27 protein-coding genes and 1 pseudogene are annotated in these 22554 nt (G+C 71.1%); 15 read left to right on the plus strand and 13 right to left on the minus strand.

The features are described from left to right. Positions 1 to 50: 50 nt before the first annotated feature. From JW592_RS15645 to JW592_RS15665, 5 genes are all read right to left on the minus strand, one after another. The gene (locus tag JW592_RS15645; RefSeq protein WP_209265694.1) at positions 51 to 644 is read right to left on the minus strand and encodes a Uma2 family endonuclease; all 594 of its coding nucleotides are present in this window, start codon (positions 642 to 644) and stop codon (positions 51 to 53) included. Between the two features lie 112 nt (positions 645 to 756). Beyond that, the gene (locus tag JW592_RS15650) at positions 757 to 1662 is read right to left on the minus strand and encodes a TIGR03620 family F420-dependent LLM class oxidoreductase (RefSeq protein WP_209265695.1); all 906 of its coding nucleotides are present in this window, start codon (positions 1660 to 1662) and stop codon (positions 757 to 759) included. Between the two features lie 88 nt (positions 1663 to 1750). Then, complete coding sequence (locus JW592_RS15655; protein ID WP_307805429.1) at positions 1751 to 2512, minus strand: amino acid ABC transporter ATP-binding protein; 762 nt, start codon at positions 2510 to 2512, stop codon at positions 1751 to 1753. Further along, positions 2509 to 3465 carry an amino acid ABC transporter permease gene (locus JW592_RS15660; protein ID WP_209265696.1) on the minus strand — a complete coding sequence of 319 codons (957 nt, stop codon included), beginning with the start codon at positions 3463 to 3465 and terminating at the stop codon, positions 2509 to 2511. The genes JW592_RS15655 and JW592_RS15660 overlap by 4 nt, the downstream gene beginning before the upstream one ends. Before the next feature lie 124 nt (positions 3466 to 3589). Continuing rightward, positions 3590 to 4546, minus strand: coding sequence for an ABC transporter substrate-binding protein (locus JW592_RS15665; protein ID WP_229376128.1), 957 nt, complete (start codon positions 4544 to 4546; stop codon positions 3590 to 3592). 530 nt (positions 4547 to 5076) lie between these two features. Here JW592_RS15665 and JW592_RS15670 point away from each other — a divergent pair. Then, the gene (locus JW592_RS15670) at positions 5077 to 6273 is read left to right on the plus strand and encodes an NAD(P)-dependent malic enzyme (protein ID WP_209265697.1); all 1197 of its coding nucleotides are present in this window, start codon (positions 5077 to 5079) and stop codon (positions 6271 to 6273) included. 124 nt (positions 6274 to 6397) lie between these two features. Here JW592_RS15670 and JW592_RS15675 read toward each other — a convergent pair whose 3' ends face one another. Then, complete coding sequence (locus JW592_RS15675) at positions 6398 to 7183, minus strand: class I SAM-dependent methyltransferase (RefSeq protein WP_209265698.1); 786 nt, start codon at positions 7181 to 7183, stop codon at positions 6398 to 6400. 77 nt (positions 7184 to 7260) lie between these two features. Here JW592_RS15675 and JW592_RS15680 point away from each other — a divergent pair, with 77 nt between their 5' ends. Beyond that, complete coding sequence (locus JW592_RS15680; protein ID WP_307805430.1) at positions 7261 to 7935, plus strand: CGNR zinc finger domain-containing protein; 675 nt, start codon at positions 7261 to 7263, stop codon at positions 7933 to 7935. A 44-nt stretch (positions 7936 to 7979) separates the two neighbouring features. On the opposite strand, the pseudogene sodX reads toward JW592_RS15680, so the two are convergent. Then, positions 7980 to 8348: pseudogene (gene sodX, locus JW592_RS15685) on the minus strand (nickel-type superoxide dismutase maturation protease); the annotation flags it as partial. 140 nt (positions 8349 to 8488) lie between these two features. Between sodX and sodN the strand changes: the two are divergent. Next, entirely contained in the window at positions 8489 to 8884 is a 396-nt protein-coding gene (gene sodN / locus JW592_RS15690) for a superoxide dismutase, Ni (protein ID WP_209265700.1), read from the plus strand. Between the two features lie 196 nt (positions 8885 to 9080). Here sodN and JW592_RS15695 read toward each other — a convergent pair whose 3' ends face one another. Genes JW592_RS15695 through JW592_RS15705 form a run of 3 tightly spaced genes read right to left on the minus strand, consistent with a single transcriptional unit; the run spans position 9081 to position 11964 of the window. Continuing rightward, complete coding sequence (locus JW592_RS15695) at positions 9081 to 10277, minus strand: cytochrome P450 (protein ID WP_209265701.1); 1197 nt, start codon at positions 10275 to 10277, stop codon at positions 9081 to 9083. A gap of 2 nt (positions 10278 to 10279) precedes the next feature. Further along, positions 10280 to 10876, minus strand: a complete 597-nt coding sequence (locus tag JW592_RS15700; protein WP_209265702.1) for a cupin domain-containing protein — start codon at positions 10874 to 10876, stop codon at positions 10280 to 10282. Beyond that, positions 10873 to 11964: a type III polyketide synthase gene (locus JW592_RS15705; RefSeq protein ID WP_209265703.1), complete on the minus strand. Its 1092-nt coding sequence runs from the start codon at positions 11962 to 11964 to the stop codon at positions 10873 to 10875. The genes JW592_RS15700 and JW592_RS15705 overlap by 4 nt, the downstream gene beginning before the upstream one ends. Before the next feature lie 201 nt (positions 11965 to 12165). Between JW592_RS15705 and JW592_RS15710 the strand changes: the two genes are divergently transcribed. Genes JW592_RS15710 through JW592_RS15755 form a run of 10 tightly spaced genes read left to right on the plus strand, consistent with a single transcriptional unit; the run spans position 12166 to position 17687 of the window. Beyond that, positions 12166 to 12522 carry a gas vesicle protein GvpO gene (locus tag JW592_RS15710; RefSeq protein ID WP_209265704.1) on the plus strand — a complete coding sequence of 119 codons (357 nt, stop codon included), beginning with the start codon at positions 12166 to 12168 and terminating at the stop codon, positions 12520 to 12522. Positions 12523 to 12573: 51 nt separating this feature from the next. Continuing rightward, positions 12574 to 13098, plus strand: a complete 525-nt coding sequence (gene gvpJ, locus JW592_RS15715) for a gas vesicle protein GvpJ (protein ID WP_209265705.1) — start codon at positions 12574 to 12576, stop codon at positions 13096 to 13098. 3 nt (positions 13099 to 13101) lie between these two features. After that, on the plus strand, positions 13102 to 13881 hold the full coding sequence (locus JW592_RS15720; RefSeq protein ID WP_209265706.1) for a GvpL/GvpF family gas vesicle protein: 780 nt from the start codon (positions 13102 to 13104) through the stop codon (positions 13879 to 13881). A gap of 1 nt (position 13882) precedes the next feature. Then, complete coding sequence (locus tag JW592_RS15725) at positions 13883 to 14206, plus strand: gas vesicle protein GvpG (protein WP_209265707.1); 324 nt, start codon at positions 13883 to 13885, stop codon at positions 14204 to 14206. Beyond that, positions 14199 to 14789: a hypothetical protein gene (locus JW592_RS15730; protein WP_209265708.1), complete on the plus strand. Its 591-nt coding sequence runs from the start codon at positions 14199 to 14201 to the stop codon at positions 14787 to 14789. Before JW592_RS15725 ends, JW592_RS15730 begins: the two co-directional genes overlap by 8 nt. After that, positions 14782 to 15786, plus strand: coding sequence for an SRPBCC family protein (locus JW592_RS15735; protein ID WP_209265709.1), 1005 nt, complete (start codon positions 14782 to 14784; stop codon positions 15784 to 15786). The genes JW592_RS15730 and JW592_RS15735 overlap by 8 nt, the downstream gene beginning before the upstream one ends. Before the next feature lie 12 nt (positions 15787 to 15798). Continuing rightward, a complete protein-coding gene (locus tag JW592_RS15740) occupies positions 15799 to 16206 on the plus strand; it encodes a gas vesicle protein (protein WP_372446513.1) in 408 nt (135 codons plus the stop codon). Next, positions 16203 to 17144, plus strand: coding sequence for a GvpL/GvpF family gas vesicle protein (locus tag JW592_RS15745; protein ID WP_209265710.1), 942 nt, complete (start codon positions 16203 to 16205; stop codon positions 17142 to 17144). The genes JW592_RS15740 and JW592_RS15745 overlap by 4 nt, the downstream gene beginning before the upstream one ends. 1 nt (position 17145) lies before the next feature. Next, positions 17146 to 17385 carry a gas vesicle protein gene (locus JW592_RS15750; protein WP_243083639.1) on the plus strand — a complete coding sequence of 80 codons (240 nt, stop codon included), beginning with the start codon at positions 17146 to 17148 and terminating at the stop codon, positions 17383 to 17385. Continuing rightward, on the plus strand, positions 17382 to 17687 hold the full coding sequence (locus JW592_RS15755) for a gas vesicle protein K (protein WP_209265711.1): 306 nt from the start codon (positions 17382 to 17384) through the stop codon (positions 17685 to 17687). The genes JW592_RS15750 and JW592_RS15755 overlap by 4 nt, the downstream gene beginning before the upstream one ends. 222 nt (positions 17688 to 17909) lie before the next feature. On the opposite strand, the gene JW592_RS32795 is transcribed toward JW592_RS15755, so the two are convergent. Beyond that, positions 17910 to 18872: an ANTAR domain-containing protein gene (locus JW592_RS32795; protein ID WP_229376129.1), complete on the minus strand. Its 963-nt coding sequence runs from the start codon at positions 18870 to 18872 to the stop codon at positions 17910 to 17912. A gap of 264 nt (positions 18873 to 19136) precedes the next feature. On the opposite strand from JW592_RS32795, the gene JW592_RS15765 reads away from it, so the two are divergent. Continuing rightward, complete coding sequence (locus tag JW592_RS15765; protein WP_229376130.1) at positions 19137 to 20102, plus strand: AraC family transcriptional regulator; 966 nt, start codon at positions 19137 to 19139, stop codon at positions 20100 to 20102. 206 nt (positions 20103 to 20308) lie between these two features. Here JW592_RS15765 and JW592_RS15770 read toward each other — a convergent pair whose 3' ends face one another. After that, positions 20309 to 21496 (minus strand): methyltransferase, encoded by a 1188-nt coding sequence (locus JW592_RS15770; protein ID WP_209265712.1) that lies wholly within the window; start codon positions 21494 to 21496, stop codon positions 20309 to 20311. A 236-nt stretch (positions 21497 to 21732) separates the two neighbouring features. On the opposite strand from JW592_RS15770, the gene JW592_RS15775 reads away from it, so the two are divergent. Further along, positions 21733 to 21966 carry a hypothetical protein gene (locus JW592_RS15775; protein WP_209265713.1) on the plus strand — a complete coding sequence of 78 codons (234 nt, stop codon included), beginning with the start codon at positions 21733 to 21735 and terminating at the stop codon, positions 21964 to 21966. An 8-nt stretch (positions 21967 to 21974) separates the two neighbouring features. On the opposite strand, the gene JW592_RS15780 is transcribed toward JW592_RS15775, so the two are convergent. After that, positions 21975 to 22505, minus strand: a complete 531-nt coding sequence (locus JW592_RS15780; RefSeq protein ID WP_209265714.1) for an NUDIX hydrolase — start codon at positions 22503 to 22505, stop codon at positions 21975 to 21977. Positions 22506 to 22554: the final 49 nt, after the last annotated feature.

The following is a 22554-nucleotide window of genomic DNA, read 5'->3' on the forward strand; positions in this document are numbered from 1 at the left end:
GTGCGCCCGGGGACAGACCGTGCGGCCCCCGAGCGACCCATCTCACGCCGTCAGCGCACGTAGTCCTTGAACTTCGCCGTATCCAGGGTGAAGCCGACCGGATCGGGCAGTTCGACCGGTTCGCCGAAGTTCACGGTGTGGGTGTCGCGGTAATGGCCCCGTTCCGGACCGCTGTGCACGGTGACGGTGCAGGAGTCCCGGTCGATCAGCAGGTATACGGGGATTCCGGCCTCCGCGTACGCCCTGGGCTTCTCCCACCGGTCGCGCTGGTCGGTGTCGTGGTCGTACGAGGTGACCTCCACCGTCATCAGGACCCCTTCGGCGTCCGACCACTCGCCATGCCCCGCGAAGTGACCGTCGGGGGCCAGCACGCCGTCCGGGCGGGCCCGCCCCTTGCGGTACGCCTCCACCACCAAGCCCCGCTCGGGGTACAGCCACAGTTTCGGGCAATGCTGCATGCACTGCCTCTGCACCCACTTGATGATCTCGTCGTGATCTCCGTCCGGCACCTTCTTGACCCCGATCTGTCCGCCGAGGAACTCCAGCGTGACGGTCTCGGGGGCCCCGGAGGCGAGTTGCTCGAACTCCTCCACGGCCATCTGCCCTGCGGGCTTGTGCGCGTTCCGCTCGACCATAACCGTCATGTTGGCACCTCCTTCCTTGTCGGGGACAGTCTTGGCGGACCGGACGGCTTGTCGTACGGATTCACGCTCGCGGTACTCCGAACGAGTGATCCACTCGCTCGGAGCCGGCGCTTCAGCCGTCCAGCGGCATGGCCTCCGCCAGGGTGCGCCACTCCTCGCGGGGGAGATCGGTGCCGATGCCGGGGGTGACGACCTGGAGGGCGACGTGGTCGGCGCCGGAGTCGAAGAAGGCGTCCACACGGGCCCGGATGGCCTCGGCGTCGCCGATGGCGTACACCGCCTCGATCAGTCGGTCGCTGCCGCCGTCGGCGAGGTCGGACTCGGCGAAGCCGAGGCGGAGCAGGCTGTTCCGGTAGTTGGCCAGGCCCAGATAGAAGGAGAGGTAGTCGCGCGCCGTGGCGTAGGCCCGGGCGCGGTCGCCGCCGGAGGGCAGGAGGACGACCTTCAGCTCGGGGGCGAGCACCGGGTCGGCGCCGAGGATGTCCCGGGCCTCGGCCGTGTGTTCGGGGGTGACGAGGTAGGGCAGAGCGCCCAGCGACCGCTCGGCCGCCAGCCGCAGCATCTTCGGCCCCAGCGCCGCCAGTGCGCGCCCGGCAGCCGGGACCGGACGCGGCGCGTTGTCCAGCACGTCCAGGTAGGAGCGCATGGCCGAGTAGGGCCGGTTGGCCAGCGGATGGTCGAGGGTGTGGCCGCTGTGCGCCTCCGCGTGGCTGACGCCGAGGCCGAGCAGGAAGCGGCCGCCGTACTCCTCCGTCAGCTGCGCGTGCCGCGCGGCCACCTCGGGCGCCGCGTGCTGCCAGATGCTGAGGATGCTGGTGCCGACGGTCGCCCGCGAGGTGGCCGCCAGCAGTTGGTGTGCCATGTCGGGCGAGGGGCTGCCGCCGATCCAGAGGGCGCGGTATCCCAGCTCCTCCAGTTCGGCGGCGGCCTCCTCGACCTGGGGCCGCCGTGCGGCGTCGTCCATGCGCAGTGCGGCGGCCCAGATGCCGACCCTGCCGAGTTGTGCGTTGTATGCCATGGCCGACACAGCATCACATCGGACGCTGGTATTCCAGGAACGACGGCGTCTCGACCCGTGGGAAGCGGCGGCGGCCCTCGTCCTTCGGCTACAGCACCTTGGAAAGGAAGGACTTGGTGCGCTCGTGCTGCGGGTTGCCGAGCACGTCCTTCGGATTGCCGGACTCGACCACGACGCCGCCGTCCATGAACACCAGCGAGTCGCCGACCTCCCGCGCGAAGCCCATCTCATGGGTGACGACGACCATCGTCATCCCGTCCCTGGCCAGCGCCTTCATCACGTCGAGCACCTCGCCCACCAGCTCGGGGTCGAGCGCCGAGGTCGGCTCGTCGAACAGCATCAGCTTCGGGTCCATGGCCAGCGCCCGTGCGATGGCCACCCGCTGCTGCTGGCCGCCGGAGAGCTGCGCCGGGTAGCTGTCGACCTTGTCGGCCAGCCCCACCCGGTCCAGCAGTTCGGTGGCCCGCTTGCGCGCCTCGGCCCGCGGGGTCCGCTTGACCTGGACGGGCGCCTCCATCACGTTCTCCACCGCCGTCATGTGCGGGAAGAGGTTGAAGCGCTGGAAGACCATGCCGATGTCGCGCCGCTGTGCCGCGACCTCGCGGTCCCGCAGCTCGTAGAGCTTGCCGCCCTTCTCGCGGTAGCCGACGAGCGTGCCGTCGACGTACAGCCGCCCGGCGTTGATCTTCTCCAGGTGGTTGATGCACCGCAGGAAGGTGGACTTGCCGGAGCCGGAGGGCCCGACGATGCAGAAGACCTCGCCGGTCCTCACCTCGAGGTCGATGCCCTTGAGGACCTCGACGTGGCCGAATGACTTGCAGACCTGTTCGGCCTTGACCATCGTGCTCATGCGCCCTGCACCCCCGATCCGGTGCCCCGGCCCATGCCGAAGACGTTCTTGCGTATGCGCTGCCACGGGGTGTCGGGCAGTTGGCGGAGGGAGCCACGCGCGTAGCGGCGCTCCAGGTAGTACTGGCCCACGCTGAAGACGCTGGTGATGACCAGGTACCAGATGGTGGCCACCAGCAGCATCTCCACGACCGCGCTGGAGTTGTTGCCGATGTTCTGCCCCTTGCGCAGCAGTTCCTCGTACATCACGACCGAACACAGCGACGAGGTCTTCAGCAGGTTGATGAACTCGTTGCCGGTGGGCGGCACGATCACCCGCATCGCCTGGGGCAGCACGATGCGGCGCATGTTCTGCCCCTGGGTCATACCGAGCGCCTGCGATGCCTCGGTCTGGCCCTCGTCCACCGACTGGATGCCGGCCCGGCAGATCTCCGCCATGTACGCGGCCTCGTTGAGGCCGAGGCCGAGGAGCGCCGCCATGAACGGAGTCATGACGTCGGTCATCTCGTCCTTGTAGATGGGCATGATGTTGAACACGGGGAAGACCAGCGCCAGGTTGAACCACAGCAGCAGCTGCACATAGACCGGCGTGCCGCGGAAGAACCAGATGTAGCCCCAGGCCACGGACGAGGTCACCGGGTTCTTCGACATCCGCATGACCGCGAGGACGATCCCGAGCACCAGCCCGATCAGCATCGACAGCACGCTGACGACCAGCGTGTTCCTGACGCCTTCGAGGATCTGATCGTTGAAGAAGAAGTCGCCCACCGCCTGCCAGCGCAGCCCCTCGGCGGTGGCGAAGGCGCGGACGAGCAGCGCCAGGAGAGCGATGACCACGACGGCGGACACATACCGCCCGTAGTGCCGCACGGGTATGGCCTTGATGGCCTGGGGGGCCTCCTTCGACGGGGGTGCCCCGCCGGAGGAGGTCTTGTCGATGGTGGGTGGTGTCACGGGGGCTTGCCTCTCAGCGTCCTCGGCGTCGTGCTGGGTGTCTCATGGGTCCGCGCCGCGCGGCCCAGGTGGCGGCGGCTCAGGTACCGGCGGCTCAGATGCCGCCGGTCAAGGTTCCGGCGGCTCAGGTGCCGGCGTTGATCGTCACCTTCTTCACGCCGCCGTCCTGCACGCCCCACTTCTCCAGCGCCCGCTTGTAGGACCCGTCCTCGATGATCTCTTCCATGGCGGCCTTGAGGGCGTCGCGGAGCTTCTTGTTGTCCTTGCTGACGGCCATGCCGTAGGGGGCCGACTGCATCTGGTCACCGACGACCTCGAAGTCGCTCCCGGACTTGGCGGCGTTGGCCGCGACGGGGAAGTCGGAGATGTCCGCGACGACGCCGCCGGCCTTCAGCCGTACCCGAGCCTCGTCGTCCGTGTTGTACGGCTCGATGTCGATCTTCTTCTCGCCCTCCTTGACGCACTTCTTGGTCTGCGCCTTGAGGATCTCGTGCGAGGTGGTGCCGCGCTGGGTGGCCACCTTCTTGCCGCACATCTGGTCGACCGACTCGATCTTCTCCGGGTTGCCCTTCTTGACCAGGATCGAGGAGCCGGCGGAGAGGTAGTCGACGAAGTCGACGCCCTTGCCCGCCTTCTTGCCCTTGTCGTCCAGGCCCTCCTGGCGGTCCTTGGTGTCCGTCATCGACGACATGATCATGTCGAAGCGGCCGGTCTGCATGGAGGTGATCAGACCGTCGAAGGTGCCGTTGGTGAACTCGAAGCGGACGCCCAGCTTCTTGCCCATCGCGTCGGCGAGGTCCGGGTCGAGGCCGACGATGTCGGCCCCCTCCTTGTACTCCATGGGCTTGTAGGCGGCGTCGGTGCCGACCTTGATCACACCCGCACTGCGTATCTTCTCCGGCAGCATGGAGTTCAGCTTGCTGCTCCCGCCGCCGGAGCCGCCGCCGGCCCCTTCGGTCTGGTCGCCGCAGCCGGCCAGCAGCAGGGCGCCGCCGACCGCGAGGGCCACCGGAACGGTCCCGGCACGCCGGGCGGCCGCGCGTGCGGCCCGGCCGGTGGTCATGAGTCTGCTGACGGTCATGCGCTGGTCCTCCTGAGGTGAGGGGGAAGCCGTGGGGTCGGGCACACACCTTCGGATGTCGCGACCGTGTCCGACGGATGAACGGATGAACGATGGGGGGCATCTTGCCATCCGGACAAGCGGCTACAGGACGCCTCCGAGGTCAAAATCGGATAACGGATATCCGACTCCGATTACAGGGCACGGCGGAGGGCCGTAAAGGGGTCGGGGACCGAAGTGTGGTCGCTCACACCGGCCCCCTGTCTCACTCCGCGGACTTCAAGTCGGAGTCGAGGCAGTTTGCCCCGCATTGGTGCAGCTTCGATGCCGGTGCGGCCGGAACTAGGTCGTCCTCGGCTGCCGGTGTCGGGTAGAAAGGTCGATTACACCCCTCACCCGGGGACCAGGGCGCGTGTGCGGCGCGCCCGGCGTCCGTACCTCCCTCCGGGCCGCGACAGGCCGCTCGCCCGGGAAGCGGACGTGGTGCCCGCCCGTTCCTCACCGCAGGGAGCGGTCACCCTCACACAGATTCGACAAAGGGGTTCAACACAGTGGCAGCGGAGATCGTCAATCAGAAGGACGGGCTGGAGTCGGATGTCATCGATCCGGCGTTCGCCCTGCACCGGGGCGGCAAAATGGCCGTCCAGGCGACCGTGCCGGTGCGGGACGCCGACGACCTGTCCCTCGCCTACACGCCGGGCGTCGCCAAGGTCTGCAGCGCCATCGCCGAACAGCCCGGGCTCGTCGACGACTACACCTGGAAGTCCCAGGTCGTCGCCGTGGTGACCGACGGCAGCGCGGTGCTCGGACTGGGCGACATCGGCCCCGGCGCCTCCCTCCCGGTCATGGAGGGCAAGGCCATCCTCTTCAAGCAGTTCGGCGGCGTCGACGCGGTCCCGCTGGCGCTCGACACCCAGGACACGGACGAGATCGTGGACACCGTGACCCGGCTCGCACCGTCGTTCGGCGGTGTCAACCTCGAGGACATCTCGGCACCCCGGTGCTTCGAGATCGAGGCCCGCCTCAAGGAGAAGCTGGACATCCCGGTCTTCCACGACGACCAGCACGGTACGGCCATCGTCACGCTGGCCGCGCTGCGCAACGCGGCGAAGCTGAGCGACCGCGCGCTGGGCTCGCTGCGCGCCGTCATCTCCGGCGCGGGCGCCGCCGGGGTCGCCATCGCCAAGATCCTCGTCGAGGCCGGCATCGGGGACGTCGCGGTCTGTGACCGCAAGGGCGTCGTCTCCGCGGACCGCGACGACCTCACCCACGTCAAGCGGGAGCTGGCCGGCTTCACCAACAAGGCGGGCCTCTCCGGCTCCCTGGAGGCAGCCCTGGAGGGCGCCGACGTGTTCATCGGCGTCAGCGGCGGCACGGTGCGCGAGGAGGCCGTCGCGAAGATGGCGAAGGGCTCGTTCATCTTCGCCATGGCCAACCCGAACCCGGAGATCCACCCGGATGTGGCCCGCAAGTACGCAGCAGTGGTGGCCACCGGGCGCAGTGACTACCCCAACCAGATCAACAATGTGCTGGCCTTCCCCGGTGTCTTCGCCGGTGCGCTGCAGGTCCGGGCGACGGACATCACCGAGGGGATGAAGCTGGCCGCCGCGGAGGCGCTGGCCGCAGTCGTCGCCGACGAGCTCAGCGCCGAGAGGGTGATCCCCTCGCCCTTCGATGAGCGGGTGGCACCCGCGGTGACCTCCGCCGTTGCGGCCGCGGCCCGAGCGGAGGGCGTCGCGCGGCGTTAGCCGAACTTCTTGGGGCCTCCCCCTCGCCGGCGTCCGGTGAGGGGGAGGCCCCTGTCGCTTGTCCGCGGACCGCGGGGGCATCCCCGGCTGGTCGCGCAGTTCCCCGCGCCCCTGACGGGGCACGTCAGCGCAAGGCGAGCACCATGGCGTCGGTGGGGGAGGCCCACACCGTGCGGGCTTCGGCGAAGCCGACGTCGCGCAGCGTGGCCGCGTGCCACTCCGCGCTCTGGAACTCCTCGTTGTTGTGGTCGTGCCGCACCTCGGCCGGGTTGCCGAAGAGGGCGAACCGCTCCTGGGCGACCTGGGCGAGGGCGGGCTCCTCGGAGAGCGCCCGCCACCAGCCGCCCCAGTCGAGCGCGCCCTCGTCACGCTGCCGCTTGCGCCGCTCCTCCTCGAAGAGGTGCACCGCGGCGTTGATGCGCGGCGTCGACTCGTCCGGCATGTGGTCGGCGTTCAGGAAGACGCCGCCTTCCCGCACCACCCCGGCGAGCTGCCCGTAGAGGGCGCGCAGCGGCTCGGTGCGCATCCAGTGCAGCGCCGTGGCGGTCAGCACGGCGTCATAGGGGCCCTCAGGGAGCAGGGCCGGCCAGTCGGGGTCGCTCAGGTCGGCCGTCACGAAGGTGGCCCGCGGGTCGTCCGCGAAGGTGCCGCGCGCGAGGGCCAGCAGCGCGGGGTCGCGGTCGACGCCGACAGTCCTCGCGTTCGGCATCCGCGTAAGGACGCGGTCCGAGATACTGCCCGTACCGCAGGCGAGGTCGAGCACCCGGGGCTCGGGGCCCACCAGGGCCGCTGTCATCTCCAGCATGACCCGGAACCGCTCCTCGCGGTCGGGCATGTACCACTCCTGCTGCCGGTCCCAACTCTCCTGCCAGCGCCGCCAGTCGGCCTTGTCGAGTGCGTGGGTCGTCATGCCCGTCCTCCGCCGTAATACGCTCGTAGGGCCTTCAACTATTACTGACGATAGACCGCCCGCCGTAAGGATCACAAGTGGAACTGAACTATTACTCAGATCTGGCAGTGCGCCTGGTGAACAGCGAGCAGCCCGAGCGCGGGGAGGACACCCTCACCTCGGTGGAGGCCGTCCGTGACCTGTTCGGCGCCCAATGGGTGACGGCACGCCGCGCGACCGAGGCTGACGTCAACAGGCTGCGCGCCGTACGCACCAGGCTGCGCGCCGTCTTCACCGCGGCCTCCGAGGGCGACGAGGTGCGCGCCGTCGACCTGCTCAACGCGCTGCTGATGGAATTCCCCACCAGTCCACAGATCTCCGGACACGGCGACCTGGACGAGGAGGGGCGGCCGCGCTGGCACATGCACCTGGCCGAGCAGCCGGCCAACGCCACCGCCGCCTACGCCGCGACGGCCTGTATGGGGCTCGCCTTCCACCTCACCGACCTGGGAGTGGACCGGCTGGGCATCTGCCAGGCGACGCCCTGCCGCAACGCCTATCTGGACACCTCGACCAACCGCTCGCGCCGCTACTGCTCGGACCGCTGCGCGACCCGCGCCAACGTGGCCGCCTACCGCGCCCGCAAGCGCCTGGAGAGCAGCCCGGCGGGCCCCGCCGAGGCACCGTCGGACGGCGGCCGCGGCCGCACCGGGCCGACCAGCGGGCGGACAGCCGAGACCGACCAGCGCACCAGCGGTCCCGGCGAGCGCTGAAGGCCGCGCGGCGGGCGCAGCCGCAGCCACGCCCTGGCCACGACGAGGTCGTCGGGGACCGCGCCGAACTCCCGGCTGTCGTTCTTGACCTCCGGATTGTCACCCTGCACCCACCAGCCGCCCGAGCGGCGTTCGAGGGCGCGTTTGACGATGAGCAGATCGTGCTGGAAGGGGTGGCGCAGCACGACGATGTCACCCGCGCGCACGGTCGCGCCGTAGGTGACCAGGAGCTGGTCGCCGGGGAAGAGGGTCGGCTCCATCGAGGGGTTGTAGACCTCGGCCAGACCGATCCGCTTCAGCGGCCCACCGTGCCCGTCCCAATCCCGGCCCTGAGCACCGTGGGTCTGCTCGCGCTGCGGCGTACGTTCCGGCATCAGTCTGCGCCTCCGGTCCCCAGGCCGCCTCCGGCCCATTACTCAGCAGATCCAGTACTCCAGCAGATCCAGCCCGTCACTGGACTTTTGTCCTAAGCCCGTGGGGGCACACGCGAAAAGACTTCCCACACGGAGTAATCTCGCACGTGAGAAGACGATCACGAGGAAGGATGGCTTTTATGCTCTCCCGACTGTTCGCCCCCAAGGTGCAGGTCAGCGCCCACTGTGACCTGCCCTGCGGTGTCTACGACCCGGCGCAGGCCCGGATCGAGGCCGAGTCCGTGAAGGCCATTCAGGAGAAGTACCAGGCCAACGACGACCCGCACTTCCGGGCTCGGGCCACCACCATCAAGGAAGAGCGCGCGGAGCTCGCCAAGCACCACGTCTCGGTGCTGTGGAGCGACTACTTCAAGCCGCCGCACTTCGAGAAGTACCCGGAGCTGCACCAGCTGGTGAACGACGCCCTCAAGGCGCTCAGCGCGGCCAAGGGGTCCACCGACCCGGCCACCGGCCAGAAGGCGCTGGACTACATCGCCCAGATCGACAAGATCTTCTGGGAGACCAAGAAGGGCTGAACCGCCTTCGCGTCCACGGCCTGCGGCTCCCCTGCCGCGAGGGCGACGATTCCGCGCCCGGTCCGCGCCCGGTCCGTGCCCAGCCGGCATCACCGGCCAGGACGGACCGGGCGCGGACGTCTTCCCGGTTGCCGAGGAACCCGGCTCCTGAGGGCCCGACGCAGAGGGCCCGGCTCATGACGGGCCGTCCGTCGGCTCACCAGGTGACCGGCAGTCCGACGGGTCCCCTGATGAGCACGCTCCGCTGCCAGGCGACCTCTTCCCCGGGGACCGCCAGCCGCAGCCCGGGCAGCCGTCGCAGCAGGGTGGACAGCAGCACCTCTGCCTCCATCCGGGCCAGCAGCGGCGCCACGCAGTGGTGCGGCCCGTTGCCGAAGGCCAGGTGCGGCGGGCCCTGGCGGTCGGGGTCGATCTCGTCCGGCTCCGGGAAGCGGCGGGGGTCGCGGCAGGCCGCCACATACGAGACCTGTACGACCTCGCCGCGGCGGATCAGCACACCCGAGACCTCCACGTCCTCGGTGGCGATCCGCGGCTGCCCTACCCCGTTCTTGTGCGGAATCCAGCGCAGCAACTCCTCGACCGCCCGCGGCAGCACGTCCGGCTCCGCCAGCAGCCGCTCGCGCAGCCGTCGGCGGGTCAGCAGCAGATAGACCATGTTGGCGGCGTTGTTGCGCACCGCGTGCCAGCCGTTGAGCCCGATCAGGGTGGCCAGTGCGAGCAGTTCCTCCTCGTCGATCCGGCCCCCGTCGACCGCGGTCACCATCCGCGTCATCAGATCGTCCGCAGGCCGGAACCTGCGGTGGGCGGCCAGCTCGCGGAAGTATCCACGCGCGGCGGCCTTCACTCTTTCGGCTTCCGCGTGAGCCGCGTCGTCGTGCGCCCGCCTCAGCAGCGCCTCGGCCCAGTCGCGCAACTGCGGCCGGTCCTCGGCCGGTACGCCCATCAGCTCCCCCACCACCGCCAGCGGGAAGGGCGAGACGACGTGGCGTACGACGTCGGCCGGCGGCCCGGCCGCCACCATCGTGTCCACCAGCCCGTCCACGATCTCCCACGCCCGCGTCCTGGCTCCCTCCACCGCGCGCCGGCCGAACGCCGGGGCCACCACGGAGCGCACCCGCGAGTGCCCGGGCGGATCGACGAAGCTGACCGCGCTGTCGAGCGGGACGAGGTGTCTGGTCATCCGGGGCGTGGGGCGTCCGACGATGTCCCGGCTGAACCGGGGATCGGAGGTGACGAAGCGGACGTCGTCGTACCGCGTCGCCAGCCAGCAGTCCCCCTCTCCGTACGGCAGCCGGATACGGAACGGGGGCCTGGCCACCGCTGCCCCGAGGAAGGGGTCGAACTCCAGCTCCGGCGGCGCCTCGGGCACCTCGTACAGCGGACACTCCGGCACGGTCACCCCTCCTGCCTCCGCTCCGGGCCGTGCCGGAGCGGGGTGAGCTGCTCGATGTCGTAGCGGGCGCGCAGTTCGGCGACGACCCGCGTATCGGGAGGGCCGCCCGCGGCCAGGATCTCCAGCAGCTCCTCGAAGTACCGCTCGTGGTCGGGCGGCGGTGCCGACTGGAACAGCATCCGTGCGGGGGCGCCGGTCGGGTTGGCGAACGCGTGCGGGCAGCCCGGCGGCACCACCGCGACGGTGCCGGGCGTGGCCCGTACCACCCGGTCGCCTCCGGCCGACTCCCAGCCCCGCCAGCCGTCGCTGGTGCGGACCCTGGGTTCGAAGGCGAAGATGTCGAGCTCGCCCTCCAGCACGTAGAAGAACTCCTCGGTGCGGGAGTGGACGTGGGCGCCGACATCGAAACCCGGCGGGACGACGACCTCGAAGCTCGAGGCCGCCTGTGAGTGTTCCCCGGTCACCTTGAAGGTCACCTGCTGCGCCGCGGTCCGCACCGTGCGGCCCTGGCCCGGCGGGACGACGAGGCCGTGCCGGGGCGGCCGAGGGGCGGCTTTCCCCGGGGCCGGTCGGTTGTCGGTGTCTCCGGTACCGGTCATGGGCTGAGGACTCCTTCCGGAGGGCTGTCGGGGCTGTGCAGGGGACTCCGCCACCGGCCCAGGGCCATCTCAGCCGTGATACCGGGCCCGAACCCGGCCAGCAGCCCCCTGGCCCCGTCCCCCGGCCCGCCCTCCTCGAACAGCCTGCGCAGCGCATCCAGGACGACGACGCTGGCCGTGTTGCCGTACTCGGTCAGCGTCGCCCGGCTGAACCGGAAGGCGTACTGCGGCACCCGCAGGAATTCGCCCAGGTCCAGCAGGATGCGCGGGCCGCCGGCGTGCACGATGTAGAAGTCCAGACCCGTGACGTCCCAGCCGTGGAGCGTCGCCAGATCGCCCAGCGCCGGTGCGAGCGGGCCCATCGTGGAGGGCACCCGCTTGTCCAGTACGAAGTGGAAGCCGGTGGAGCGCACGTCGTAGGAGATCCACGCCTCGGTGCCGGGGATCAGATACGAGCCGTTACGCTCCAGCGAGATGCCCGTTCCGCCCGAGCCCCGTACCACCGCCGCTGCCACACCGTCACCGAACAGGCCGTTGGACAGCAGTGATCCGATTCCGGAGTCGGTCGGCTGGTAGCACAGGGAGCAGAACTCGCAGGCCACGATGAGGGCGTTGGCGTCGGGGTGCGCGGTGCAGAAGTCGTGCGCACGGTTGATCGCGGCGCCGCCGCCCGCGCACCCCAGCTGCGCGATGGGCAACTGCCGGGTCGTGGACCTGAACCCCTGGGTGTTGATCAGCCACGCGGTGAGCGAGGGCATCATGAAGCCGGTGCAGGAGACATAGACGATCAGGTCGATGTCCTCGGCGGCCAGTTCGGCGGTGGCCAGCGCTCTGGAGACCACCTGCGGCACCCGGGCCTTCGCCTCGGACTCGTACACCGTGTTACGGGCCTCGAAGCCGGGGTGCCGGAGCGTGAGGTCCAGGGGCTGGACCAGATGTCTGGTCCTGACCCCGGTGTTCTCGATGAGCCGCAGCACGAGGGGGAGCTGTGGGTGCTCCGAGTGCAGGGAACGCGCCAGTGCGAGAGTGTCCGCCATCGTGATCACATGTGGCGGGACCTGTACAGCAGGTCTGCACAATGTCGCCATGAAAGGTCCAACGAGGGACCGACTCCGGTGGACACTCCACCTATCGAGCGGCAATAACTGTCTGACCTGCTGAAATACGCCTCAGGAGCACCAATCGCCCCATAGGGCGCGATGGAGATGCGGCCGCGCTTTTCGGGCGGCAATACCCATACGGGTCAACACCGCGTGCGAAACGTTGCTGAATATAAACAGACTGTGTTCATGCCTGAGCAACGTGAACGGCACACGCGGACGGCGACCAAATCCGCCACCAAATCCGCCACCAAGTCCGCCGCTGCCTCGAAACGCTCCACCTCCTCCCGCACCAAGGGCCCGGAGGAGGCGGCGCGCCGCGCGTGCCGCGGTCTCAGCCGACTGATCGGCCACGAGGCCGAAGGGGTCTCGGCGGTGCGCCGTGCCGAGGAGGGGTGGCGCGTCCACGTCGACGTGCTGGAGGTCCCGCGCATCCCGGACACCACGAGCCTCCTGGCCACCTACGAGGTGGAGCTCGACGGCAAGGGAGAGCTCACCCAGTACCGCAGGATCCGGCGTTACCGGCGTGGCGCGAGCGACGACTGACGGCGCCGCTCCGCCCCGAGGTGCCGTCATCGCCCGAGAGGAAAGCCGCCCATGACGACGACCACCACCTACAACGAGGCTGCGGTGTGCGTACCGCGCGCCGGGACCCTCTACGACGTACTCGAGCTCATCCTCGATCGCGGCATGGTGATCGACATCTTTGTCCGGGTGTCGCTCGTCGGCATCGAGATCCTCAAGATCGACGCCAGGATCGTGGTAGCCAGCGTCGATACGTATCTGCGCTTCGCCGAGGTCTGCAACCGCCTCGACCTCAACGAGGACGCGTCCAGCAGGACGGTGCCCGAGCTCTTCGCCGGGATGGCGACCGGCGTGTCCAGGACCGGCGCCAAGCGGGCCGCCAAGTCGGTGGGCGGCAAGGTCAAGGAAGCCATCGGGGCGGGCGACGACGATGACGAACGCGACGAGGACCGCTACGAGGACACCGGGGATCGTTACGAGGACCGCGAGGAGGAGGCCGCCGAGCCCCGCAGGCGCCGTACCAGCAGCAGCTCCGGTTCCGCACGCTCGGGCGGCGGCCGCACGGCACGCGGCACCCATCGCACCGAGGAGGGCTGAGGAATGGGCACCTCCCAGGTGTACGTCTACGCCATCGTCCACGCCGGCCGGGGCCTCCCTCCGGAAGCGCGCGGCGTCGGCCGCCCCCCGGCCTCCGTCCGGCTGCTGCCGGTCGGGGAGCTGGCCGCGGTGGTCAGCGACGTACCGGAGGACCTGCGCGCCCGGCGCCGCGACCTGATGGCACATCAGGACCTGCTGATCCGGCTGGGGGCCGACGCACCGGTGCTGCCGATGCGGTTCGGCATGGTGGCCGAGGACACCAGGACAGTGGCAGAGGCCGTCGAGGCCGCCGCCGCGACACACCTGGCAGCACTCGAACGCCTGCGCGACCGCACCGAGATGAACCTCAAGGTCTCCCCGGCACAGTGCGGGATCGAGTCCCTGGTCAGGGCCGACGCAGAGCTGAGAAGGATGCTCACCGATGTGCGGCGCCGCCCCTCGTACGAGGGGAACGTACGACTCGGCCAGGCGGTCGCGGACGGGCTGACCCGCCGTGCGACCCAGGCGGTCGAGGAGGCGCTGCCCCGGCTGACAGCCCTCGCGGACGGCTTCGTACGCGGTCCTGAGGTGCCCGGATGCGTGCTGAACGGATCCTTCCTCGTCCCGGCTGCGGCGAGCGAGCGCTTCCGCGCCGAGGTGGAGCGCACCGCAGCCGCCCACGCGGACCAGGTGGAGCTGCGCCTGACCGGACCGCTGCCCTGCTACAGCTTCGTCCCGCAGGACGGCGCCGAACCGGCGCCGCCGGCCCGCGCCCGCGCCGAGCACGCCATGACGGGAAGCTGACGTGGGGCTCTTCAGTGGAGTGCTGCTGCTGCCGCTGGCGCCGGTGCGGGGCGTCGAGTGGGTGGCCGACCGGCTGCTGGAGGCGGCCGAGCGAGAGCTGTGCGACCCGGCGACGCTCAGGGCCAGGCTCGGCGAGCTCAATCGCGCCTACGAGGCGGGGGAGCTGACCGAGGAGGAGTTCGAGCAGGAGGAGGAGCGGCTGCTCGACCAGCTCGAACAGCGCCCTCCGCTCGGGGGCCCCACCACGGTGGCCCGTACCCGGGTACGGACATCGACCGACGAAGAGACCAGGACAGACCGAGCTCAAGGGACCAGTCATGACTGACAGTTGCAAGACGGCCGTCCTCGCCGCCGTCGCGGGCGGCTACCTCCTCGGCCGTACCAGGAAAGCCAAGCTGGCGCTGACCCTCGGTTCTGTGGTGGCCGGACGGCGGCTCGGCCTCGACCCGCAGGAGCTGCTGCGCCAGGGCGTCCGCAAGCTCGCGGAGACGCCCCAGTTCGAGGAGCTGACCGATCAGATCAAGCATCAACTGATGGCAGCGGCCCGCACGGCGGCAAGTTCGACGGCCAACCGCCGGCTCGAATCGCTGGCCGACTCGCTCCGCGACCGCACGGCCCGGCTCGGCGGCGAGGGCGGCCCGGACGACGAGAACGGGGGCGACGACGGAGACGGTGACGGTGACGGCGGGGAGAAGCCGCAGAAACGGCAGGAGGAACGGCAGAGCTCCGGCGAGCAGCGTTCCTCGTCCGGTGGGGATTCCTCCGCCGGGCGACCGCGGAGAAAGCCGTCCACCGACCGGCCCGCGAAGAAGAAGCCCTCCGGCTCCACCGGAGAGAGGTCGTCAGCAGGCAGTCAGCGGGAGAAGTCCGCCGACCGATCGGCTGCGGGAGGCAGGCGCCATGGCTGAGCAGAACAAGAAGGCAGACGAGGGTGACTCGCCGCTGGGGCGGGTGCGCGAGGAACTGCTGGAGTATCTGAGCGCCGCCGGCCGGCACGCCGTCGGCAAGGCCACCGACAAGCTGACCGACATCGCCGACCCGAGCAAGCTGCTGCCCGGTGGCGGGGAGGGTGACGGCGGCGGTATGGCCAAGGTGGCGGCCCGCACGCTGCAGGGCGAGAGCCCGGCGAAGTCCCTCGCCAAGGAGAAGGTCAAGGGCGCCAAGGACAAGGTGGTCGGCAAGGCCAAGGAGGCGTTCGGCGGGGGCGGCAGCAAGCCGGGGGACCTGAAGGCCATCAACATCATCGAGCACATCGACGTCGGCCGCCCGCTGAGCACGGTCTACAACCAGTTCACCCAGTACTGGGACTTCGGCAGCTTCATGAACGGTGTCAGCAGCGCGCAGCGGGACGAGGAGGACGAGACCAAGTCGACCTGGAAGGTCCGGGTCTGGCCCTCGACGCGCAGCTTTGACGCCACCGTGCAGGAGCAGATCCCCGACAAGCGGATCGTCTGGACCTCCGAGGGCTCGAAGGGCACCACCAAGGGCGCGGTCAGCTTCCACCGTCTCGATGAGAACCTCACCCGCGTCACGGCGGTCGTCGAGTACTACCCCTCCGGCTTCTTCGAGAAGACCGGCAACATCTGGCGGGCCCAGGGCAGACGGCTCCGCCTCGACCTCAAGCACTTCCAGCGCTACGTCACTCTCCAGGGGGACGAGGTGGAGGGCTGGCGCGGCGAGATCCGGGACGGCGAGGTCGTCCGTAGCCACGAGGACGTGGTCAAGCAGGAGGACGAAGAGGAACGCGAGGGCCGGGAGGACCAGGAGGACAGGGAGGACCAGGGGCCCGACGAGGACGAGGAGGGGGATTACGAGGACGAGGACAACGAGGAAGACGCGGAAGACGAGAACGGGGACGAAGACGAGGGCTACGAGGACGAGGAGGACGAGGATGACGAACGGTGAGGCAGGCCGACCGTGACCGAACGCACCGCCGAGCGGCCCATCACCCATGCACCCTCGACCCCGTCCGGCCCGGCGAACCTCGCCGACATCCTCGAACGAGTGCTGGACAAAGGCATCGTGATCGCCGGGGACATCAAGATCGACCTGCTCGACATCGAACTGCTCACCATCCGTCTGCGTCTGTTCGTCTCCTCGGTCGAGACGGCCAAGAAGGCCGGCATCAACTGGTGGGAGACCGATCCAGCGCTCTCGACCCGCGCCCACCGGGAGGCCGTCGACGAGGAGAACAAGCGGCTGCGGGAGCGGATCGCCGAGTTGGAGGCCGGCGCCGGCGAGAGCAGGGACAAACCGCGGGACGCGGGCTGGGACGAGAGCCGAAGCCACAGCTGGCACCACGTGAAGGAGGCGGGCGGCAGATGACACAGACGGTGGGCGAACCCGGCCCCCGCACGGGGTCACGTACCGGGGCCGCGTGCACGGCGACCTACGTCTTCGCCGTCTGCCGTGGCGGCGACCCGGCGACGCTCACCGGGTTGCCGGGCCAGGCGGCGGGAAACCCGGTCCGCCTGCTGCCGTTCGGCTCGCTGGAGGCGGTGGTCCAGGACGTCTCCGCGGCCGAGTTCGGCGAGGAGACCCTGCGCGAGCGGCTGACCGATCGCGCGGAACTGGAGCGCTGCGCCCGCGCACACCATGCGGTGATCGCCGCCGTGGCCGGGAGCGCGCCGACGCTGCCGTTGCCGCTGGCGACCCTGTATCTGGGCGACGAACGGGCCCGCGCTGCGCTGCGCGAGGACGAGCGCCGCTTCCTCGCCGTGCTGCAGAGGATCGCGGGCCGGGTCGAGTGGGGCGTGAAGGTGTACGCGCGGCGGGAGGCGCCCGAGGGTCCGGACCGCTCAGCGACGGTCGCACCGACCCGGACCCTGACGCGGACCGCGACCCGGACCGCGACCCGGACCGCGGCCCGGACCCCGGTGCGCACCACGGCCGGGTCCGCCGCTGCGGGCGCGGGCGCCGTGGACTCCGGCGCACACTCCGGGCGTGCGTATCTGGAGCGGGTACGCGGGGCACGCCAGGAGCGGGAGCGGCGGCAGCAGGCCGGACTCGTGGCGGCGGAGACGGTGGACCGTGCGCTGCGCGGCGTCGCGGTGGCGAGCCGTCGGCTCCGTACGCACGACACGACGCTCACCGGCGAACGCGGCGTCCAACTGCTCAACGCCGCCTATCTGGTGGCCGATGGCCACGAGCGCGAGGTGGCGGCGGCTGTGGCGGAAGTCCGGGCCGACCCGGCGTGCCAGGGCGTCGAGGTGGAGGTCACCGGGCCGTGGGTGCCGTACTCGTTCGTCGACGGGGGTGAGTGAGGTGCCCGTCGGCGCACATGTGGGCGAGGTCGTGCCCTGGGAGGGGCCGGAGAGCGGCGCGCCGATCGGGGTGCCCCTGGTGGATCTGCTGGACCGGGTACTGGCCACGGGCGTGGTGGTCAGCGGCGACCTGGTGCTGGCGATCGCGGAGGTGCCACTGGTGCGGCTCTCCTTGAACGCGCTGCTGTCCTCGGTGAACGAACGTGTCGCCGCTCCCTGGGGCGACGGGGGCCCGCTGTGACGCGGGCGGCAGGCGAGCCGGTCCGGGCCGGGAGCGGCAGGCTGGAGCTGGACCCCGACCGGGTCGGCCGGGACCTGGTCTGCCTGGTCCTGACGGTGGTCGAGCTGCTGCGCCAGCTGATGGAGCGCCAGGCTCTGCACCGCTGCGACCAGGGCGATGTGACCGACGAACAGATGGAGAAGATCGGCACGACGCTGATACTGCTGGACGAACGCATGGACGAACTGTGCGCACAGCACGGGCTCACCAGGGACGAGCTGAACCTCGACCTCGGGCCGTTGGGCACACTGCTGGAGCGCTGAGGGGCGGTCGGCGTCGCCCATTTGGCGGAAGTCGCCCGGAGCGTGGTCCGGAAAGAGGATGATGGATGCCCCGGCGGCCCCCTCCGCCGGGGCACGCCGCGGGGGCTTGGACGGCGATCCCCCGACGGTGTGGGCCCGCCACCGCGCCTATCGGCGGCGGGCCCGAGCGGCCCGGGACGCCCTTGACCCCCTCGCGCCCCGGGCCGTGCCGTCCCCCCTCCCTCACCGGCGCCTGCGGTACGGCGGTGCTCCCGCGCGGCGCTGGAAGGGCGGGTCCAGCAGCCGCGCCTCGACCACGTCCCGCGCCACCTGGTGCAGCGGCCGCCGGTGGGAGCGCGCGAAGGCACGCAGGGTGCGGAAGGCGTCGTCGACGGAGCCGTGTCCGCGCTCGGCGAGCACTCCCTTGGCCTGCTCGATCACCACCCTGCTGCCGAGCGCCAGTTCCAGTTCCCCGCAGCGGCGCACCGCGGACTCGTGCGCCAGGCCCAACGCACACGCCCTGGCCAGTGCGCTCAGCGCGGTGACGGCGGCCGGGCCGAGCGGTTCGGCGTCCAGGAGGTGGACGACGAGCACGCCCGCGCCCGGCGCGCACTCCGCATCCCGCACGTTCTGGGTCCCCGCGTCGCCCGCGTCCTGGGCGCCCGGCAGCAGAACGGTGTGCACGGCGCGTACTCCGGCCTCCAGTGCCATCGGCGTATACCGGGGCCAGCCGGGCGCGGCCTCGGTCAGCGGCAGGGACGAGAGGGCGACGCCGGTGCGCAGGGTCTCGGTCGCGGGTCCCTCGCGCAGCTCACGCTCCGTCAGGCGCAGCCGCGCGGCGCGTTCGCCGCTGAGGCCGTAGGGCGCGGGTCCGCCCCCCGGCCCGGCGCCGAGGTGTACGGCGGTCTCGCACCGCCGGCCCTCCTCGGCGAGCCGCCGCCGGGCGTGCGCCGCCAGCGCTGCCGGCTTCGGATGGCTGCCGTCCGCCGCTCCGGTGCCGCCGCTGCCCGCGAGCTCCAGCAGCGCGTCGGCCAGCAGCCGTTCGCGCTCGCTCGCACCGCACGCGCCCGTCTCGCACTCGCCCGTCTCGCACTCGCCCGCGTCGTATCCGCCCGCTTCGCAGCCGTCCGCGTCGGTGTGGTGTCCGTCCCGGCGACCGGGGAAGCGCTGGAGTGCGGCCGCCGCGCGGGAGCTGGGCACAGACATGTTCACTCCGGTCCTGTTCTGCTCCGTCGCTGCCGCGGAATCCGTCAAGTCGGGGCCCTCTCGTACGGTTCGGGACGAGAGGGACGCGCGGCGCGGCACGGGCCAGAACAGCGCGCGTCTCCACCGCGGCGCAAGCGGTGCCCTGCGGCCATGTCGCTTTCGGGGCACCCGCTTCGCCATGTGGGCTGCGTCCCGTCGCCGCGCGGGCCTAGCATCGCCCACTGGGAAGGGAAAGGCCGGGCCCGGCCCGAGCGAGGAGGGGCTATGGACGACCCTGTGCGCCGTATCCGGATGAGGACGTCCGACCCGCAGGAGACGGAGGAGTTCCTGCGGCGGACCTACACCGAGCACACCGCGCAACTCTTCGGCGACACCGAGCGGTTCAGATTCGACGCCGCGCTCACCCAGGCGGGCGCGATCGGCGTGGAACGCCTGGCGCACTCGATGCGGGTGCGTGCCGAGGCCGAGCCGTCCCACTGTGTGTACGTGGTGCAGGTGCTCGGCGGCACACTGGAGGTCAGCGCGGGCCGCAACGAGCTGCGCTCGGGCCCAGGAGACCTGCACGTGTGCGACCCGTACGCGCCGACGCTGGCCAAGTGGGACAACCTACGGCTGGGTGTCGTACGCATCGGACTGCGCGAGGTGGAGCGGGTCGCGGCGGACCTGGCGGAGGGCGACACGGCGACGGCCCGGCTCTCCTTCGCCCGCCCCGTCTCACCGGAGCGGGCGCGCTACTGGCAGGCCGTCGTCCGGCACATCAGCCACGACGTGCTGGGCAACCCGCAGGCCGCAGGCAGTCCGCTGATCCTGGACGAGACGGCGCGACTGCTGGCCACCGCCGTGCTGGCGACCTTCCCCCACGACCACGCCGAGCGGTCCCGGCTCCCCTCGCCCGGCTGGCTGGCCCCCGCCGCGCTGCGCCGGGCGATGGCGTACATCGACGCCAACGCGGGCCGGCCCCTCCCCCTGCACGAGATCGCGGCAGCGGCCCGCACCAGCACGCGCGCCCTCCAGCACGCCTTCGCACGGCACTGTGAGACCACACCGACCGGGTATCTGCGCCGGGTCCGGCTGGAGGGCGCGCACCGCGATCTGCAGGCGGCGGACCCGACATCGGGCGTAACGGTCTCCGCGGTGGCAGCGCGCTGGGGGTTCGCCAAGGCGGGGCGGTTCGCGAGCCAGTACCGCGAGCGGTACGGCGTGCCGCCCAGCCGAACGCTGCGCGGCTGAGCGGAACCACGGCCACCCGCGGCCCTGGCCCTGCCCCACCGCCGCCTCCCCTCCCCCTCCCCCGAAATCCTTGGCCCAGGCACCACCGCGACGACCTGGTCGCGGGGACAGGACGGCTGAGGCGGAGGCTGCGGGGAGCAGGAACGGCTGAGGGAGGGGGCAGAACGGCTGAGGGGGGCGGAACGGCCGGGGCCGAGCTCTCCCGCTCAGTCCCCGGCCCGGCCCAGCCGCCACAGCCGGGTCGTCTCCGCGGCTCGCGCAGTGTGCAGGGGCGCTTCCGGATCGCCCGCTCTGCCGTGCCGGGGGCGCGCATCCAGGTGGCCGACGACCCGCAGGCCCGCGCCCGCGATCCACTCCAGAAGCTGCTCCCGGGGGCGCAGCCCCAGGTGTTCGGCCAGATCGGAGAGGATCAGCCAGCCCTCCCCGCCGGGTGCGAGCCGTCCGGCGAGCCCGGTGAGGAAGCCGCGCAGCATACGGCTGTCGGGGTCGTAGACGGCCTGTTCCAGCACGGAGGTCGGCTTGGCGGGCAGCCAGGGCGGGTTGCACACGGCGAGGTCCGCCTGCCCGGCCTCCTCGGACGGGAACAGATCGGCGTGGACGACCTCCACGGCGCCGGCCACCCCGAGCCGCGTCACGTTCTCCCGCGCGCAGGCCAGCGCCCGCTCCCCCACATCTGTGGCGACGACCCGGCCCACCCCGCGCCGGGCGAGCACAGCGGCGAGGACGCCCGTGCCGGTCCCGATGTCGAAGGCGACCAGCCGCGCGGCCTCCTGCGCGGGCAGCGGGGCCTGCGCCACCAGGTCGACGTACTCGCCGCGCACCGGCGAGAAGACCCCGTGGTACGGGTGGATGCGCTCGCCGCCCAGCGCGTCGACGGTCACGCCCTTGCGCCACCACTCGTACGCGCCCAGCACGCCCTGCAGCTCGCGCAGTGACACCAGCTCCAGCTCGCCGGCGGCGCCCGAGGGACCGTACGCGGCGACGCAGGCCGGGCCCACATCGGGCGCGCGCCGCAGCGGCACCGCGTAGGAGCCGCCGGGCGCGGCCTCCAGCGGGACCAGCAGCATGCCCAGCACCCGGGCCCGGCGGGAGCGTGCCTGCCGGTAGAGGTGGAAGCTCTCGCGGGGCGTGGCGCCGTGCTTGGGCGGCTTGCGGTCGACGCGCCGGCCGAGCGCGGCCAGCAGTTGCCGGGCGCCGTGGTAATCGCCGCGCCACAGCAGCGCGGTGCCCTCGCAGACGAGCTTGTAGGCGATGTCGGCGGCCATCCTGTCGTCGGCCACCGCTGTCCGGCGCGGCGGCCGCGCCCCGCTCTCGGACCGCCATACGGCAGTGCACCGCCGACCGCCCTCGTCCCAGCTGACGGTCCCGGCCTCTGCCTTCGGCTGTGCGCTCACCGGACAACCGTAACGGTGCCCACCGACACCGTCGTCCGCGCCGCCTGGGACCGCGGAGCCGCCGACGGCGGTTACGAATGCCACGCCGGCTGCCCTCGGGCGATCGTGTGAAAATGGTCTGACCTGCGGCTCGTTCTCCGCCGTGCGGCACGGGGAACCCGCTGATCACGGCATACGTTGAGCGGTGTACCGGAGCCGACCCGGCCGGTACAGCCGCACACGACGGAGGCAGGACCATGGCAGGCTTTCTCGACCGCGCCAAGGAGCAGGCTCAGCGGGGCATCGCCCAGGGCAAGGAGAAGATGGAAGAGGTCCAGGCCCAGCGTGCGGGCAACGACCTGCTGCGCCGGCTGGGCGCCGCCTACTACGCGGAGCAGAACGGCACGGGCTCGGCCCAGGAGGTCCAGCGCGCCCTGGCGGCCGTCCAGGAGCACGTGGCGCAGAACGGCGACGGCTTCCTCAAGAGCTGAGCCGCCGCCTACCCGAAGCGGACGCGGTGCAGCATCAGCAGTGCCGCCGCCATGTTCGCCGCGGGGACCTCGCCTGCGGCGATGAGGTCGGGCACCTCCTTGAGCGGTACCCACTCCCGTTTCTCGGACTCGAAGTCGTCCTCGGGCGGCCCCACGTACTCGGCGCTCGGTGACCAGTAGATGTGGTGCCGGGCGTCGGTCAGTCCGTTGGAGGGCTCGACCGTCATCAGGTGGCGGAGCGGGCCGGGCCGCCAGCCCGTCTCCTCCACCATCTCCCGCGCCGCCGCCGTGACGAGGTCCTCGCCCTCCTCGACGACTCCGGCCGCCAGTTCCCACCCCCAGCTGTCCGTGATGAAGCGGTGCCGCCACAGCAGCAGCACCTCGTTGCGTTCGTTGACGGCGGTCGCCGCGGCGACGGGCCGCAGCCGGATCAAGTAGTGATCGAGGTGCTGCCCGTTGGGCAGTTCCACGTCGGCGAGATTCACCCGAAGCCACTGGTTCTCGTACACAGTGTGTTCACCCAGGTTCTTCCATCGCACGTATGTGCCCCCTTCCCGACGGAGGTTGGGCACATCCCAGCATGTCGTG

The sequence above is a fragment of the Streptomyces spirodelae genome, assembly GCF_017676385.1.
GTDB lineage: Bacteria > Actinomycetota > Actinomycetes > Streptomycetales > Streptomycetaceae > Streptomyces > Streptomyces spirodelae.